A 16,457-nucleotide genomic window follows, 5' to 3' on the forward strand; every position below is an offset into this window, starting at 1 on the left:
TGTCGGGACGGCGGGATTTGAACCCACGACCCCTTGACCCCCAGTCAAGTGCGCTGCCAAACTGCGCCACGTCCCGGTGCCCGTCGGAGCGGGCCTGATTACTGTAGCGCAGTCCGCGGGGTCGTGCGTACCGGGTTACGGGCGCGGTGATCTCTGGTAGGCAAGGCGGATGGTGTCTTTGCGGGGCTTGCTCGCCGGGGTCGTGTGCGCCGGGGTGGTGTCCGGGTGCGGGGGAGGGGCGCGGCCGGTGAGCGAGCCGGAGGCGGCGAAAGGGTCGGAGACGCCGGAGGCGCCGAAGGCGACCGAGTCGGCTCGGCCCGTTGTGCGGGTGCCCGCGGGGGTCCGGGCCTCCTATGTGGTGTTCGACCGCAAGGCGCGGCGGGTGGTGCTGGAGCGGGAGGCGCGGCGGACGTTCCGGTCGGCCTCGGTGGTGAAGATCCTCATCGCGCTGGACTACCTGGAGCGGCATCGGGTGTCGGCGGCGGACCGGGAGCTGCTGGTGCCGATGCTCCGGGAGAGCGACGACCGGGCGGCGACGGAGTTCTGGCGGCGGGGCGGGCAGGGGAAGATCATCGAGCGGATGGTGCGGCGGATCGGGCTGGAGGAGACGGCGCCGCCGCCCAGGGAGAAGCCCGGGTTCTGGGGGTATACGGCGCTGAGCGCGCGGGACGTGGTGAAGACCTACCGGTACCTGCTGGAGAAGGCGCCGGGCGCGCACCGGGAGTTCGTGCTCGCGCAGTTGCGGCGGTCGACGCCGTGCGGGAAGGACGGGTTCGACCAGACGTTCGGGATCCCGCGGGCGATCAAGCGGCCGTGGGCCGTGAAGCAGGGGTGGTCGGGGTTCGGGGACGTGCCGGCGGAGCCGTGCGGGAGCGGGGTGCGGCCCGCGGCGTGGCGGCCCGATCTGGGGCTCGGGCGGCCAGTGCTGCACACGACGGGAGTGGTGGGGAACAAGATCGTCGTGGTGCTGACGCTGCAGCCGGCGGGGTCGTCGTTCCGGGCCGCGGCCAAGCGGATCACGGCGCTGACCAGGGACGTCTATCGGGCGGCGTGACGGGCGTCACAGGGTCGGGAAGGGTTCCGTCCGGAGTGGGTCATCGGAAGCGGTGGAGTCCGGGCGGGAACGGAAAACCGGGGCAAAGATATGGACTGTTTACCAGGCTATGGGCGAATAGTCCTTCGCTGGCGTATGTAGCTTTTTTCTCCCAGGGGCAGTGACGCCGAACGGGGGACACAGGGTTGGCGGAACCGGAGGGCACCCAGCCCGGGGTGCACGTTGCGGACCTTGAGGACCTGCGGGGCGCCGCGCACGACCGCGCGGTGCTGTCCGAGGCGCGGGTCGTGCTGGCCCGGCGGCTCGGCGTCCCGCCGGGGGAGGCCCTGCAGCATCTGATCTGGCTCGCGCGCGATCTGGACATCGACCTCGCCGAGGCGGCGGCCGTGCTGGTCAAGGACGGGGGCGGCGGGCCGGTGGGGGCCGTGGTCGCGGACCGGAGGGCGCCGCGGGCCGAGGGCGGCACGGCCGAGCGCCAGGCCGTCCTGTCGGACGCCGAGGACGTCCTGCGCCGGGTGGCGGCCGAGGACACCTCCGGGGACGCCGAGATCCTCGCCGAGGCGGGCGACGATCCGGTGGCGCGGGCGCTCCTGGACGGGACGCTCGACTCCTGCGCCCACCTGGTGCCGGTCAGGGGGCCCGACGGGGCCGTGGCCGACTTCCTCTACGCCGATCTCAACGACGCCACGCGGGACATGTTCGGGCGGGGCCGGGAGGAGCTGACCGGCCGGCGGCTGCTGCGCACGGATCCGGGCGCCGCGCTCAGCGGGCTCTTCGACGAGTACACCAGGGTGCTGGAGACCGGGACGCCGATGGAGCGCCCCTCGTTCATGTACTCCACCGCCCAGGGGGGCCTGTCCAGGTCGTCCCGGATGAGCGTGCGATGCGTCCGGGTGCCGACCGGGGTGTGCGTCACGTGGCGGTACCACTTCGCCGAGGACCGGGTGGCGCGGCGGCTGGAGCGGGTGGAGCGGCTGGCGCTGATCGGGTTCGGCGAGTGGGACCTGGCCACCGGCGAGGCGGACTGGACGCCGCAGATGCGCGCCAACTACGGCCTCGGCCCCGACGACGTGCCGCCGATGCCGCACGACCTGCCGAAGGCCGTGGCGGACGACGACCTCCCGCTGGTGGAGGAGGCCGTCCAGACGATGTTCTCCCGCCGCGAGCCGGTGGAGGCCGAGCACCGGGTGATCGGGCCGGACGGGACGCCGCGGCATCTGTGGCTGTTCGCCGAGCCGGTGCTGGGCGACTCCGGGCTGCCGATCTCGATCAATGTCGTCTCGCAGGACATCACCCGGCGGCGCGGCGTGGAGCGGGCGCTCGCCGAGACCCGCCGGCAGATGCTGAAGCAGCAGGCGCGGACGGCGCAGGAGCGGAAGGTGGCGGTGACGCTGCGCCGCGCGATCCTGCCGGACGAGGACGAGGTGGAGCAGCTGCCGGGCCTCGGCATGGCGGTCCGGAGCCTGGCGGCGGAGAGCACCGCCCGCATCGGCGGGGACTGGTTCGCGACCCGGGCGCTGCCGGACGGCCGGGGGCTGTTCGCCATCGGGGACGCGGCCGGGCACGGGCTCCCGGCGGCGGCGGCGATGGCGCGGACCCGGAACGGGCTGCTCGGCCTCGCCTGCACGGGCGAGCCGGCGGGACGGCTGGTGGACTGGCTGAACGAGCTGGTCGGCACCATGGACCCGCCCGCCACGGGCACGGCGATCGTCGCGCACTTCGACCCGTCCCGCCGGGTGCTGGCGTGGACGTGCGCGGGCCATCCGCCGCCGATCCTGGTGCGGGAGGGCCGGGCGGCGCCGCTGGAGGTGGTCCGCGACCCGATGCTCGGCGCGATGCCCTGGCAGTACACGACGATCACCACCCGCCTGCACCCGGGGGACCTGCTGTTCCTCTACACCGACGGCCTGGTGGAGCGCAGGGACGCGGACCTGGACGAGCGCATCGGCCGCCTCACCGAGATCCTGCAGGACTCCTCGCTGCGCCCGGACCTGGCCCTGGACGAGGTGCTGGCGCGGATGGAGTTCGACCGGGCGGCGGACGACACCACCCTGTTCGCCCTGCTCGTCGAGTGACCGACCCCACGCGCCCGCCCGCGAGGGGCGCCCGTGTGAGGTACGACTCATAGTGACCGGCGGCGAGGGCCGGCGCGCGGCGGTCCGCCGGGCGCCGGCCCTCGCCCGGTGAGCGTTCTTTACCCTTTGCTCATCGGCCGGTAAGTCCCATGGGCAAAGGGCTGAGGGCCGGTCGGGGAAAGATCGGGAACACCCCGGGGCCGGACGCTGTTGGTGAATCCTTGGAAGGGCATTGAGCGGGCATAACCGAGGTTTGTGCCTGGTTTGCTTTTCTTGAGAAGGTTGCTACCTTCTATCCGAATCCCGCAGCGCGCCCCATGCGTTGCCGCCGGCCGCGCCCAGTGCGGCCGATGATCGCGGAGCGGCACCCGCACGCGATGCGCGCCAGACGATGCGCGCCCCCCTCACCGAGACCAGTCGCTGAGGCAAATCCGAATAGTCAGCACCGCGTCCGCGGTGCGAGGCCGAGTCCGTCCCGGTCGCCACGACCGGACGGAGCCGGGGACCCAACGTTCCAGGGGTGAATCGGCGCGTCCAGAGCCGCGCCGTAGGGCTGCTTCCATGCCCGAATCCGTCAGCTAACCCGGTAGGCGCCATGGAAGACAAGGAGATTCCCTGCATGTCCGGTCGTTTCGATCGACTTTCGCTCAACCGCTTCTCGTCCGAGGACAAGGCCGTCGGCGCCGCCGTCGGGGCCGTCCTCGCCGGCGCCGTCGGGCTCGCCGTGCTGAACCCCCTCGCCGGTGGCAGCGCCGCGGCCGACGCGCCCGCCCAGGCCGCCGCCGCGAAGGGCGCCGCCGCCTCGCAGACGTCCGCGAAGACGAGCGCGGCCGAGGCCCGCGAGGCCGGCTACAAGGTGCCGCCGCGCGACGTGAAGCCGTCCGAGGTCATCAAGCTGGCCCAGAAGCAGGTCGGCATCAGCGAGGGCAAGGGCGGTCAGACCAAGTTCCACAAGTGGTACGTCTCGACCCCGCACGCCAAGGCCACCGCCAAGCGCGACGGCGGCTTCTCGGTCAAGGCCTACAACGGCGCCCAGTGGTGCGACATGTTCGTTTCCTGGCTCGGCGCCCAGACCGGCGTGAAGAACATGGGCTGGGACGCCTACACCGTCCAGCACGCCAGCTGGTTCAAGAAGACCGACCGCTGGGGCCACAAGCCCAAGCCGGGCGCCGTCGTGTTCTTCGACTGGCAGAACGGCTCCAAGGGCGGCATCGGTGACATCGACCACGTCGGCCTCGTCGTGAAGGACAACGGCGGCGGCAAGGTCAAGACCATCGAGGGCAACAGCAACAACGAGGTGGAGAAGAAGATCCGCGACAAGTCGCAGATCGTGGGCTACGGCTACCCCGACTACGCCTCCTGACCCTCCCCGCACCCGAAGGCGCCCGGCTCCCCGGCCGGGTGCCTTCGGGCTTTCCGGGCGGTCTGCCCCCATGTCTCCGGTGAAGTCGGGTAATGCGAAGCGTTGACAGCCTTTGATCCCTCTTGGACCTCACTGAGGCTTTCCAGGAAAGGAATCCCTGGCGGACGCGCGTCCGGCCGGCGCCCCGCGGCGCCCGGCTCGGTCCCCGGCGGAACGGGAGGGATGCCCATGCGGCTGCGCCCGGATGTCAGCGTGGTCGTGATCGCCTACAACGACGCCCGGCGGCTTCCCCGGGCGGTCGCCTCGTCGCTGGCGCAGTCGCTCGGCGGCGTGGAGACCGTGATCGTGGACGACGCCAGCACCGACGGCACGGGGGAGGTCGCCGACCGGCTCGCCGCCGCGCATCCGGGACGGGTCCGGGCCGTGCACCTGCCGGCCAACTCCGGCGGCTGCGGCCGTCCCCGCAACACCGGGATCGAGGCGTCGGCCGGGCGCTACCTGATGTTCCTCGACAGCGACGACCTGCTGGACCGGCACGCCTGCCTCAACCTGCTCGCCGCCGCCGAGAGCACCGGCGCCGACCTGGTCTCGGGGCTGTGCGACCGGATCTTCCTGGACGTCCCCGAGGGCGCGAAGGGGCGCATCCGCCCCTGGTATCCGTGGCTCTACCGGAACAGCGCCGTCTACGGGTCCCTGGCCGAGAACCCCGACCTGCTCTACGACACGCTCTCGACCAACAAGGCGTACCGGCGCGGCTTCCTGGAGGAGCACGGGCTGCGGTTCGTCGAGCGGCTGCACTACGAGGACCTGCTGTTCACCGCCGAGGCGTACCTGGCGGCCCGCCGGACCGCGCTGATCCCGCACCGCGTCTACCACTGGCACGTCCGGCAGCGGACGGCGGCGCCGTCGATCTCCAACCGGCGGGCCGAGCTGGCCAACTTCGCCGACCGGCTGGAGATCCACCGGCGCATCGACATGCTGTTCACGCTGCGCGGCGCGCACGAGCTGCGGCGCGCCAAGGACGTGAAGTTCGTCAACCACGACCTGCTGCTCTACCTGCGGGAGCTGCGCGACCGCGACGCCGGCTACCGGGACCGCTTCCTCGATCTCGCGGCCGCGTACCTGGCCGAGCTCGACCCGCGGGTCTTCGAGCTGGCCAACCCGATGCCCGCGATCGCCGCGTACCTGATCCGCGAGGGGGACCACGCGGCCGCGCTCGCCGCCGCCGAGTACCGGCCCGCCGAGCGGCCCGAACTGCGCGCGCGGCTGGTGGAGCGGGACGGGCGGGTCTTCTGGGGCGCGCACCGGCCGCGGGGGAGCCTCGGCCGCCGGGTCCTGGACGTGACCGGCTTCGGCTTCCACGTCCGCCCGCTGAAGGACGTGCGCCCGGCGAACACGGTGACGCGGCTGGAGATGCGGGGCGGCCGCCTCCACCTGGCCGGGCACGTGCTGAACCCGCTCGGCCGGATCCCCCCGGACGCGGACCTGGCCGCCACGCTGGAGTTCTGCGACCGGCGCCGCCGCGCGCGCAAGGCGCGGGCCCGCGCCGCGATCCGGCACGAGGGGGAGCGGCTGGCGTGGCGCGCCGAGCTCGACCCGGCCCGGCGGATCCGGCCGGTCGGGTTCATCGACCCCGTCTGGGACGTGCGGCTCCGCGTCCGGGCGGACGGCGAGGAGATCGTCACCCGCCTCGGCGAGGGCCGCGGGTCGCCGTCGCTGGCGGGCGTCGGCCTGCCCGTCCGGCCCCGGCTGACCCGGATCGCCGCGGACCGGCTCCGCTCCTACGTCACCGACGGCGGGCACCTGGCCTTCGCGCTGGAGACGGCGAGCCCGTGGGCGCGGCTCGCCGGGGCCGCCGCGCTGCGCGCCGCCCGCTCCCCGGCGGGACGCCTCGCCTGGCGCCGCGCCCGGGGGATCGGGACGAGCGTGCGCCGCCGGCTGACCGCCCGCAAGACCAAGATCGCCGTGTTCAACCGGGTGCTGAGCCGGCTGCCCGTCCGGCCCGGCCTGGCGGTCTTCGAGAGCCACCTCGGCCGCCACTACTCGGACAACCCGAAGTACATCTACCGGGAGCTGCGCAGGACGGGCCGGCCGGTGACGGCGGTGTGGGCGTACGCGTCGTCGCCGAAGGGGTTCCCGGACGACGCCGTGCTGGTCCGGCGCGGCTCGTGGGCGTACTTCCTGGCGCTGGCGCGGGCCCGGTTCTGGGTGGACAACCAGGGCTTCCCGGAGGGACTGCGCAAGCGTCCCGAGACCACCTACATCCAGACCTGGCACGGGTCGGCGTTCAAGCTGATGGGCCTCGACCGGCCGCGGCTCAAGAGTGGGCCGGCCGCCGAGCGGGACCGGCTGCGCCGGATGGTGGAGCGCTACGACTGCTTCCTGGTGCGCTCCCGGCACGACGCCGAGACGCTGTGCGCGGGCCTCGGGGTCTGCTCCGAGCTGCTCCCGGCCGGCTACCCCCGCAACGACCCCCTGGTCAACGGGGTGGACGGCGATCCGGAGCTGGCCGCCGAGGTCGCCTCGCTGCGCGCGTCCCTCGGCCTGGACGGCGGGCGCCGCGCCGTGCTGTACGCGCCGACGTTCGCCACCGGGCCGAAGGGGCGCCCCGTCAAGCTGCTCGACCCGCCCGTCGACCCGGACGTGTTCGCGCGGGAGCTGGGGGAGGAGTACGTGCTGCTCGTCCGGCCGCACTACCTGTGCCGGGCCAACGTCCCGCCCGGCGCCCGCGCGGTCATGCGGGACGTCGGCGCCGTGCCCGACGTCACCCCGCTGCTGCTGCTCGCGGACGCGCTGGTCACCGACCACTCCTCGATCATGTTCGACTTCGCGCTGCTGGACCGGCCGATCATCCTGCACCTCCCGGACGGCCGGGACCGCACCGCCGGCTACTTCGACCTGGACCTGCACGGGCCCGGGCCGATCACGCGCACGGAGGAGGAGCTCGTCGCCGCGCTCGCCGGCCTGGACGCGGTGGACGCCGCCCATGCGGCCCGGCGCCGCGCGTTCGCCGCGCGCTTCGGCGAGCACGACCGGGGCACCGCCGCCCGGACGGTGGTGGACCGCTACTTCCCGGCCGCACGGCCGGGCCGGAGGGGGAGGGGCGATGGCGGCACCGCGTGACGTGTTCATCGTGTGCAACAACACCGACGAGATGGGCGGGCTCCAGCGCTGGGCGCACCACATGGCGCGGCTGCTGGCCGGGCGCGGGGACCGCGTCACGCTCATCGGCATCACTCGCAGCGCGGAGCCCTGCCACCACGGGCGCGACGGCTCCTACGCCGTCGAGGTGCTGCACCGGGAGTGGCGGCCGCCGGTCATCGCGTGGCGCCCGGTGAAGCCCGTGCAGCACCTGAACGCCGTGGCGCGCGCCCGGGAATGGCGGCGGGCCGCGGCCCAGCGGCGGGGCGCCGCCCGGCTGTCGGAGCTGTTCGCCGCCGCCCGGCCGGGCTCGGTGATCATCGTGGCGCAGGTGTGGGCGATGGAGTGGGTCCGGCTGGCCGACACGGCCGGGCTGCGGGTCGTGGCGATGAGCCATGAGTCCTACGGGGCCACCCGCAGGTCGACGCGGTACCGCAGGGTCAAGGAGCACTACGCGGACGCCGACCGGATGCTGGTCCTGACCGCCGAGGACGCCGACGCCTGGGCCCGGGACGGCATGACCAACGTCGACTACATCCCGAACCCGCTGCACGTCACCCCGGCCGTCAACCCCGTGCTGGACCTTCCTGTGGTGGCCTGCGTCGGGCGCCTCTCCTACGAGAAGGGCGTGGATCTGCTGCTGGAGGCGTGGGAGCCGATCTCCGCGCGCCGTCCAGAGTGGCGGCTTCGCATCTACGGCAGCGGCCCGGACGAGGAGGAACTGCGCGCCCGGGCGGCCGGGATGGAGTCGGTCGAGTTCCGGGGCGTGGTCGCCGATGTCGGGGAGGCGCTCGCCGAGGCGTCGGTGTTCGCGCTGCCGTCGCGGGCGGAGGGCTTCCCGATGTCGGTGCTGGAGGCCATGGCGTACGGGCTGCCGACGGTCGCGTTCGACTGCGCTCCCGGCGTCCGCGCGCTGATCGAGGACGACCGCGGCGGCGTCCTGGTCGAGCCGGGCGACACGGCCGCCTTCGCCGCGGCGCTGGAACGGCTCATCCAGGACCCGGAGGCGCGCCGCGCCCTGGGCGCGGAGGCCCGCGCCTCGGTGCTGCGGTTCCACCCGGACGCCGTGCTCGCCCGCTGGGACCGGCTGTTCGACCTGCTCCACCGGGACCTGCCGCCGGCCTCCCCGGAGCGGGCGGCCGGGCCGGCCGCCCGGCCGGCGGCGGGACGGGAGGCCGAACCCGCGCTGGGGAGTGATTCTTTCTAACAACTGTTTGGTAGAGTCCGTGGCGTGAACCAGAACGAGTCGCCGCGGGACCGCGAGTTCCGCGCCGAGGTCCGCGACTGGCTCCGGTCGAACCTGCAGGGCGAGTTCGCGCACGCCCGCGGGCTCGGCGGGCCCGGACGCGAGCACGAGGCGTTCGAGGAGCGGCTGGCCTGGGAGCGCCACATGGCCGCGGCCGGCTGGACGTGCCTCGGCTGGCCGGCGGAGTACGGCGGGCGCGGCGCCACCGTCGAGCAGCAGGTCATCTTCCACGAGGAGTACGCGCTCGCCGACGGCCCCGCCCGGGTCAACCACATCGGCGAGAACCTGCTCGGCCCCACGATCATCGCGTTCGGCACCGACGAGCAGAAGGCCCGCTTCCTCCCGCCCATCGCGGCGGTCGAAGAGCTGTGGTGCCAGGGCTACTCCGAGCCCGGCGCCGGGTCCGACCTCGCGAACGTCCAGACGCGCGCCGAGCTCGCCGGCGACCACTGGGTGATCAACGGCCAGAAGGTGTGGACGTCCCTCGCCCTCGAAGCGGACTGGTGCTTCGCCGTCTGCCGCACCGAGCCCGGGTCGGCGCGCCACAAGGGCCTGTCGTACCTGCTCGTCCCGATGAGGCAGGACGGCGTGGACATCCGGCCGATCGTCCAGCTCACCGGGACCTCCGAGTTCAACGAGGTCTTCTTCGACGGCGCCCGCACCGACGCCGGCAACATCGTCGGCGCGCCCGGCGAGGGCTGGAGGATCGCGATGGCCACGCTCGGGTTCGAGCGCGGCGTCGCCACCCTCGGCCAGCAGGTCGGGTTCCGGCGCGAGTTCGAGGGCGTCGCCGACCTCGCCCGGCGCACCGGCGCCATCGACGACCCGCTGCTGCGCGACCGGCTGACCCGCTCGTACATGGGCCTGGAGATCATGCGGCTGAACGCCGTGCGGACCATGGCCGGCGTCGCCGCCGGCGCGCCCGGCCCCGAATCGTCCATCTCCAAGCTCGTGTGGGGCACCTGGCACCGCGAGCTGGGGGAACTGGCCATGGACGTCCTCGGCGCCGCCGGCCTCGTCGCGGACGGCGAGCCCTACGACCTGAACGACTGGCAGCGGCTCTTCCTGTTCTCCCGCGCCGACACGATCTACGCGGGGTCGAACGAGATCCAGCGCAACATCATCGCCGAGCGGGTGCTCGGGCTCCCGAAGGAGGCACGCGGATGACGCCGCCCCCCTACGTCCCCGGGCACGGCCTCCTGAAGGACCGCGCCGTCGTCATCACCGCGGCGGCCGGGGCCGGGATCGGCGGCGCCACCGCCCGCCGCTGCCTGGAGGAGGGCGCCCGCGTCCTGGTCTCCGACGCGCACGAGCGGCGGCTGGCCGCGTCCGCGCGGGAGCTGGAGAAGGAGTTCGGCGCCGGCCGCGTCGCCGCGCAGCCCTGCGACGTCACGTCCGAGGAGCAGGTGCGGGCCCTCTACGCATTCGCCGCCGAGCGGTTCGGACGCGTCGACGTCGCGATCAACAACGCCGGGCTCGGCGGCACGGCCGACCTGGTCGACATGGCCGACGAGCAGTGGGACCGCGTCATCGACATCACCCTCAACGGCACCATGCGCTGCACGCGCGCGGCGCTGCGCATGATGCGCGGCCAGGGCTCCGGCGTCATCGTCAACAACGCCTCGGTGATCGGCTGGCGGGCGCAGAAGGGCCAGTCCCACTACGCCGCCGCCAAGGCCGGCGTCATGGCGCTCACCCGCTGTGCCGCACTGGAGGCCGCGGACTTCGGCGTCCGGATCAACGCGGTCTCGCCGTCCCTCGCCATGCACCCGCACCTGGTCAAGGTGACCTCCGAGGAGCTGCTGGAGGAGCTGACGCGCCGGGAGGCGTTCGGGCGCTACGCCGAGCCGTGGGAGGTGGCCAACGTTATCGTCTTCCTGGCCAGCGACTACTCCTCGTACATGACGGGCGAGGTCGTCTCCGTCTCCTCCCAGCACGCATAGGAAGCACATGAGTCCACGACGGCGCGACGCCGAGGGCACCGCCGCCGCCCGCGCGGAGCGGCGGGCGGAACTGCTCGCCACGGCCGCGGAGGTGTTCGCCTCCCAGGGCTACTCCGCCACCACCGTCCGGAAGGTGGCCGACGCCGCGGGCATCCTCGGCGGCAGCCTCTACTACCACTTCGACTCCAAGGAGTCGATGGCCGACGAGATCCTCCGGACGTTCCTGGACGAGATGTGGGCCGGGTACGAGCGCATCCTCGGCGCCGGGCTCAACGCCCGCGACACGCTGGAGGCCATCGTCGTCGAGTCGTTCCGCTCGATCGACCGGCACCGGCCCGCCGTCGTCCTCTACCAGAACGAGTCCAAGCACCTCGCGACCAGCGAGCGCTTCCACTACCTCCTCGACTCGCAGCGCCGGTTCGAGGAGATGTGGCTGTCGCTGCTCGACCGCGGCGTCAAGGAGGGCGCGTTCCGCGCCGACCTCGACCGGAGCCTCGTGTACCGGTTCATCCGCGACACCGTGTGGGTCGCGGCGAACTGGTACCAGCGCGGCGGGCGGCTGTCCGCCGACGACATCGCCAAGCAGTACCTCGCCATGTTCCTCGAAGGCATCCAGGCGAGCTAGGCCCCTGCACGACGGACCCGCACGAAGGAGAAGACCCCATGGCCGAGGCATACATCGTCGACGCCGTCCGCGCCCCCGTCGGGCGGCGCGGCGGCGGGCTCGCCGGGGTGCACCCCGCCGACCTCGGCGCGCACGTCCTCACCGCCCTCATGGACCGGACGAAGATCGACCCGGCCGCCGTCGAGGACGTCGTGTTCGGCTGCGTCGACACCATCGGCCCGCAGGCCGGCGACATCGCCCGCACCTGCTGGCTCGCCGCCGGCCTCCCCGAGGAGGTCCCCGGCGTCACCGTCGACCGGCAGTGCGGCTCCTCGCAGCAGGCCGTGCACTTCGCCGCGCAGGCCGTCCTGTCCGGGACGTCCGACCTGGTCGTGGCGGGCGGCGTGCAGAGCATGTCGCAGATCCCGATCGCGTCGGCGATGACCGCCGCCGCGCCGCTCGGCTTCACCGAGGGCCCCTTCGCCGGCTCCGCGGGCTGGGCGCGCCGCTACGGCGACACCGAGGTCTCCCAGTTCAACGGCGCCGAGATGATCGCCCGCGACTGGGACTTGTCCCGCGAGGACATGGAGAGGTTCGCCTACGAGTCGCACCGGCGCGCGATCCGCGCCATCGACGAGGGCCGATTCGAACGCGAGATCGCCCCCTACGGGGACGTCGCCGCCGACGAGGGGCCGCGCCGCGACACCACCCTGGAGAAGATGGCCGGGCTGAAGACCCTCGTGGACGGCGGACGCCTCACCGCGGCGGTCTCGTCCCAGATCTCCGACGGCTCCGCCGCGCTGCTCATCGCGTCCGAGCGGGCCGTCAAGGACCACGGCCTCACCCCGCGCGCCCGCATCCACCACATCTCCGCACGCGGCGAGGACCCCATCCGCATGCTCTCCGCGCCCATCCCCGCCACCGCGTACGCGCTGAAGAAGACCGGCATGACGATCGGCGACATCGACGCCGTCGAGATCAACGAGGCGTTCGCGTCCGTCGTCCTCGCCTGGCTCAAGGAGACCGGCGCCGACCCGGCCAAGGTCAACCCCAACGGCGGCGCCATCGCCCTCGGCCACCCCCTCGGCGCCACCGGCGCCCGCCTCATGACCACCCTCCTCCACGAGCTGGAGCGCACCGGCGGCCGCTTCGGCCTCCAGACCATGTGCGAGGGCGGCGGCCAGGCCAACGTCACCATCATCGAGAAGTGCTAGCGGGGCGGAACGGAGTTCTGGTGGACGTGTTCGAAACGGCCCGGCTCGGGCCGCTGACGCTGCGCAACCGTGTGATCAAGGCCGCGACGTTCGAGGGGATGACCCCGGACGCGGTGGTGACCGACGACCTGATCGAGTACCACCGGCGGCCCGCCGCCGGGGGAGTGGCGATGACGACGGTCGCGTACTGCGCGGTCTCTCCCGAGGGGCGGACGGAGCGGGGGCAGATCTGGATGCGGCCCGACGCCGTGCCCGGGCTGCGCCGCCTCACCGACGCCGTGCACGGCGAGGGCGCCGCCGCGTCCGCCCAGATCGGGCACGCCGGGCCCGTCGCCGACGCGAGCTCCACCAAGATGCCCGCCATCTCCGCCGGGCGGTTCTTCAACCCGCTCGGCATGGCCTTCACCAAGGTCGCGACGGCGGAGGACATCGAGCGCATCACCCGCGCGCACGCCGAGGCCGCCCGGCTGGCGGTCGAGTCCGGCTTCGACGCCGTGGAGATGCACTTCGGGCACAACTACCTGGCCAGCTCGTTCCTCAGCCCCCGCCTCAACCGGCGCGAGGACGCCTACGGCGGCCCCATCGAGAACCGCGCCAAGGTCGCCCTCGGCATCGCCCGTGCCGTCCGCGACGAGGTCGGCGACCGCATCGCGATCACCGGCAAGCTCAACATGCGGGACGGCGTGCGCGGCGGCCTGGAGATCGAAGACAGCCTGTACGTGGCGCGCAGGCTCCAGGAAGAGGGGACGGTCGACGCGCTGGAGCTGACGGCCGGCAGCTCGCTGCTCAACCCGATGTACCTGTTCCGCGGGCCGATGCCCATCCCCGAGTTCGCGGCGAGCTACAAGCTCCCCATGCGCGTGGGCCTGCGGCTGTTCGGCAAGCGGTTCCTCCGCGTCTACCCCTACCAGGACACCTACCTGCTGGAGCATGCCCGCCGGTTCCGCGCCGAACTCGATCTGCCGCTGATCCTGCTGGGCGGCGTCACCGACCGCGCGAGCATGGACAAGGCGATGGCGGAGGGCTTCCAGTTCGTCGCGATGGCGCGTGCGCTGCTCCGCGAACCCGACCTGGTGAACCGCATCGCCGCCGACCCGTCCACGCCGTCCCTGTGCACCCACTGCAACCACTGCGTCCCGACGATCTACAAGGGCACCCACTGCCCGCTGATCCCGACCTGACGACCGCACCCGGGCTGCTGGGACGATGAAGCCGTGATCGATATCGCTGGGTGGGCTCCGGAGCCGGAAGAGAAGACGGAGGTCATCGACGCGGCGCCGTCGGCGGCGCTCGCCGGGCTGCTCGACGCCGAGCCGCCGGGGGAGGAGCTGCCGCCGCTGTGGCAGTGGCTCCATTTCCTCGACCGTCCCGCGCAGCGCGAGCTGGGGCCGGACGGCCATCCGCGCGACGGGCGCTTCCTGCCGCCGGTCCCCGAGCGGCGGCGCATGTTCGCGGGCGGGCGATTCCGGGTCCGCGAGCCGCTGCGGATCGGAGACAGCGTGACGCGCAGGGCGGAACTCGCCTCCACCGCGCTGAAGCACGGACGCAGCGGCGAGATGCTGTTCGTGACCGTCCGGCACACGTTCCTGCGGGACGGCGCCGAGATCGCGGTCGAGGAGCAGGACCTCGTCTATCGCAGCGGCGGCTCCGCCTCCCGCCCGGCGGAGGTGTCGTTCGACGCCCCGCGGGTCGACGCACCGTGGACCCTGGAGATGACCGCCGACCCGGTGCTGCTGTTCCGGTTCAGCGCGCTCACCTACAACGCCCACCGCATCCACTACGACGAGGCGTACGCGACACAGGTGGAGGGGCACGGCGGGCTCGTCGTGCACGGGCCGCTGCTCGCCGTGGTGTGCCTTGAGCTGCCGCGCCGGGCGGGCCTGAAGGTGCGCGAGGTGTCATTCCGCGCCCGCAGGCCCGTCTACGCGCGGCAGCCGTTCACGGCGGCCGGCTCCCCGGAGGGCGGCCTGTCCGTCGAGGCGCCGGGCGGGGGCGCCGCGATGACCGCGGCGTTCGCCTAGGCGGCGGCCTCGGCGATCGCCGCGCCGCCGCGCCGCTCCTCGGTGGTCCGGCGGACGTACCGCTTGATCTCGTCGGCGGTCTCCTCCTCGCCCCAGCCCAGGACGGGGGCGATCAGCTCGGCGACGCGGGACGCCGCGGCGACGCCGCCGTCCCACTCCTCGATCGCCGCGCGCAGGCGGCGGGCGAGGACGTCCTCCAGGTGCAGGGCGCCCTCGTGGGTCACGGCGTAGACGGCCTCGGCGCACAGGTAGTCCTCCGCGCCGGGGACGGGAGCGCCGAGCGCCGGGGTGCCGGCGATCAGCGCGAGGACCTCGCGGGCGCACGACCCGTAGCGGCGCAGCAGGTGCTCGACCCGCGCGACGTGCAGGCCGGACTCGGCGGCGAGCCGGCGCCGCTCGTTCCACAGCACCTCGAACCCGGTCGCGCCGAGGATCGGGAGCCGGGCGGTGACCGACTCGGGGACGGCGTCGTCCAGGCCCTCGGCGACGAGGTCGATCGCGTCCTCCGCCATCACCCGGTAGGTGGTGAACTTGCCGCCGGTGACGACGACCAGCCCCGGCACCGGCTCGGCGACCGCGTGCTCGCGCGACAGGCGCGTGGTGTCGTCCATCTCCCCGGACAGCAGCGGCCGCAGCCCCGCGTACACGCCCTCGATGTCGTCGTGGGTGAGCGGGGTCCGCAGGACGGCGTTCGCCTGGTCGAGGAGGTAGCCGATGTCGGTGTGGTCTGCGACGGGCTCGTCCGGTCCCTCGTCGTGCGGGGTGTCGGTGGTGCCGACGAGCCAGTGCCGCCCCCACGGGATGACGAAGAGCACGCTCTTCGCGGTCCGGGTTATCAGGCCGGTGTCCATCGGGATGCGGTCGCGCGGCACCACCAGGTGGACGCCCTTGGACGCCCGGACGCCGAACGCCGCCCGGGAGCCGGTCATCGCCTGCGCGCCGTCCGTCCACACGCCGGTGGCGCACACCACGCGGCGGGCCCGCACATCGATCTCCCGGCCGCCCTCCAGGTCGACGACGCTCGCGCCGGTGACGCGCTCGCCCTCGCGCAGGAACCCGGTGACCTCGGCGCGGGTGGCGACCGTCGCGCCGTACTGCGCGGCGGTGCGGGCGACCATCAGCGTGTAGCGGGCGTCGTCCACCTGCGCGTCGTAGTACTGGACGGCGCCGACCAGCGCGTCCGGCCGGAGGGCCGGGGCCTGCCGCAGGGCGCCGCGCCGGGTCAGCTGCCGGTGCCGGGGCAGGGCGCGCGCGCCGCCCATCGTGTCGTACAGGGCGACGCCCGCGCTGACATAGGCCCGCTCCCACACCCGGTTGCGCAGCGGGTACAGGAACCGGACGGGACGCACCAGGTGCGGCGCGAGCCGGTGCAGGAGCAGGCCGCGTTCCCGCAGCGCCTCCCGCACCAGCCCGAAGTCGCGCTGCTCCAGGTACCGGAGCCCGCCGTGGATGAGCTTGCTGGAGCGGCTGGAGGTCCCGGCCGCCCAGTCCCGCGCCTCCACGAGGGCGACGGACAGCCCCCGCGAGACCGCGTCGAGGGCCGCGCCGGCGCCGACGATGCCGCCGCCGACGACCAGGACGTCGAACTCGGTCTCGGCGAGGGCGCGCAGGGCGTCCTCGCGGTACCGCGGACCGAGCGCTACGGATGTCACTGCAATCTCCCGGAATGAGCTCGTGGGTGGGGTTTGGAGGACGGTGTGCCGGGCCGGGTCAGCCGAGGTCGACCCAGCCGTAGGTCCGGTCGACGGCCTTCTTCCAGCCGGCGTAGCCGTCCTGGCGCTGCTGGTCGGTCCAGG

The 16,457-nt window shown here is 73.5% G+C and carries 12 protein-coding genes, 1 tRNA gene and 1 riboswitch; of the genes, 11 read left to right on the forward strand and 2 right to left on the reverse strand.

Features of this window, described 5'->3' with window-relative positions:
* Window positions 1-2: 2 nt before the first annotated feature.
* Window positions 3-76, reverse strand: a tRNA-Pro gene (locus ACIWVC_RS31265).
* Window positions 77-247: 171 nt separating this feature from the next.
* On the opposite strand from ACIWVC_RS31265, the gene ACIWVC_RS31270 reads away from it, so the two are divergent.
* The 11 genes from ACIWVC_RS31270 (at window position 248) to ACIWVC_RS31320 (ending at window position 14,661) form a co-directional block, all read left to right on the forward strand.
* Window positions 248-1,054, forward strand: a complete 807-nt coding sequence (locus ACIWVC_RS31270) for a hypothetical protein (protein ID WP_396446191.1) — start codon at window positions 248-250, stop codon at window positions 1,052-1,054.
* Between the two features lie 215 nt (window positions 1,055-1,269).
* Window positions 1,270-3,129: a SpoIIE family protein phosphatase gene (locus tag ACIWVC_RS31275; protein WP_396454938.1), complete on the forward strand. Its 1,860-nt coding sequence runs from the start codon at window positions 1,270-1,272 to the stop codon at window positions 3,127-3,129.
* Window positions 3,130-3,599: 470 nt separating this feature from the next.
* A riboswitch (cyclic di-AMP (ydaO/yuaA leader) is annotated at window positions 3,600-3,737 on the forward strand.
* 11 nt (window positions 3,738-3,748) lie between these two features.
* Window positions 3,749-4,492 (forward strand): CHAP domain-containing protein, encoded by a 744-nt coding sequence (locus tag ACIWVC_RS31280; protein WP_396446193.1) that lies wholly within the window; start codon window positions 3,749-3,751, stop codon window positions 4,490-4,492.
* Between the two features lie 228 nt (window positions 4,493-4,720).
* Window positions 4,721-7,615: a CDP-glycerol glycerophosphotransferase family protein gene (locus ACIWVC_RS31285; protein WP_396454939.1), complete on the forward strand. Its 2,895-nt coding sequence runs from the start codon at window positions 4,721-4,723 to the stop codon at window positions 7,613-7,615.
* On the forward strand, window positions 7,599-8,840 hold the full coding sequence (locus ACIWVC_RS31290) for a glycosyltransferase (protein WP_396446195.1): 1,242 nt from the start codon (window positions 7,599-7,601) through the stop codon (window positions 8,838-8,840). Before ACIWVC_RS31285 ends, ACIWVC_RS31290 begins: the two co-directional genes overlap by 17 nt.
* 24 nt (window positions 8,841-8,864) lie before the next feature.
* Window positions 8,865-10,046: an acyl-CoA dehydrogenase family protein gene (locus ACIWVC_RS31295; RefSeq protein ID WP_396446196.1), complete on the forward strand. Its 1,182-nt coding sequence runs from the start codon at window positions 8,865-8,867 to the stop codon at window positions 10,044-10,046.
* Window positions 10,043-10,822, forward strand: a complete 780-nt coding sequence (locus ACIWVC_RS31300) for an SDR family oxidoreductase (RefSeq protein WP_396446197.1) — start codon at window positions 10,043-10,045, stop codon at window positions 10,820-10,822. Before ACIWVC_RS31295 ends, ACIWVC_RS31300 begins: the two co-directional genes overlap by 4 nt.
* A gap of 7 nt (window positions 10,823-10,829) precedes the next feature.
* Window positions 10,830-11,447: a TetR family transcriptional regulator gene (locus ACIWVC_RS31305; protein ID WP_396446198.1), complete on the forward strand. Its 618-nt coding sequence runs from the start codon at window positions 10,830-10,832 to the stop codon at window positions 11,445-11,447.
* A 38-nt stretch (window positions 11,448-11,485) separates the two neighbouring features.
* On the forward strand, window positions 11,486-12,640 hold the full coding sequence (locus tag ACIWVC_RS31310; RefSeq protein WP_396454940.1) for an acetyl-CoA C-acetyltransferase: 1,155 nt from the start codon (window positions 11,486-11,488) through the stop codon (window positions 12,638-12,640).
* A gap of 20 nt (window positions 12,641-12,660) precedes the next feature.
* The gene (locus ACIWVC_RS31315; protein WP_396446200.1) at window positions 12,661-13,821 is read left to right on the forward strand and encodes an NADH:flavin oxidoreductase; all 1,161 of its coding nucleotides are present in this window, start codon (window positions 12,661-12,663) and stop codon (window positions 13,819-13,821) included.
* Window positions 13,822-13,854: 33 nt separating this feature from the next.
* Window positions 13,855-14,661 (forward strand): MaoC family dehydratase N-terminal domain-containing protein, encoded by an 807-nt coding sequence (locus tag ACIWVC_RS31320; protein WP_396446201.1) that lies wholly within the window; start codon window positions 13,855-13,857, stop codon window positions 14,659-14,661.
* Here ACIWVC_RS31320 and ACIWVC_RS31325 read toward each other — a convergent pair.
* Complete coding sequence (locus ACIWVC_RS31325; protein WP_396446202.1) at window positions 14,658-16,313, reverse strand: glycerol-3-phosphate dehydrogenase/oxidase; 1,656 nt, start codon at window positions 16,311-16,313, stop codon at window positions 14,658-14,660. The two genes, ACIWVC_RS31320 and ACIWVC_RS31325, sit on opposite strands and share 4 nt — an antisense overlap.
* Window positions 16,314-16,457 lie beyond the last annotated feature (144 nt).

Source organism: Actinomadura sp. (assembly GCF_044508335.1).
Classification (GTDB): domain Bacteria; phylum Actinomycetota; class Actinomycetes; order Streptosporangiales; family Streptosporangiaceae; genus Spirillospora.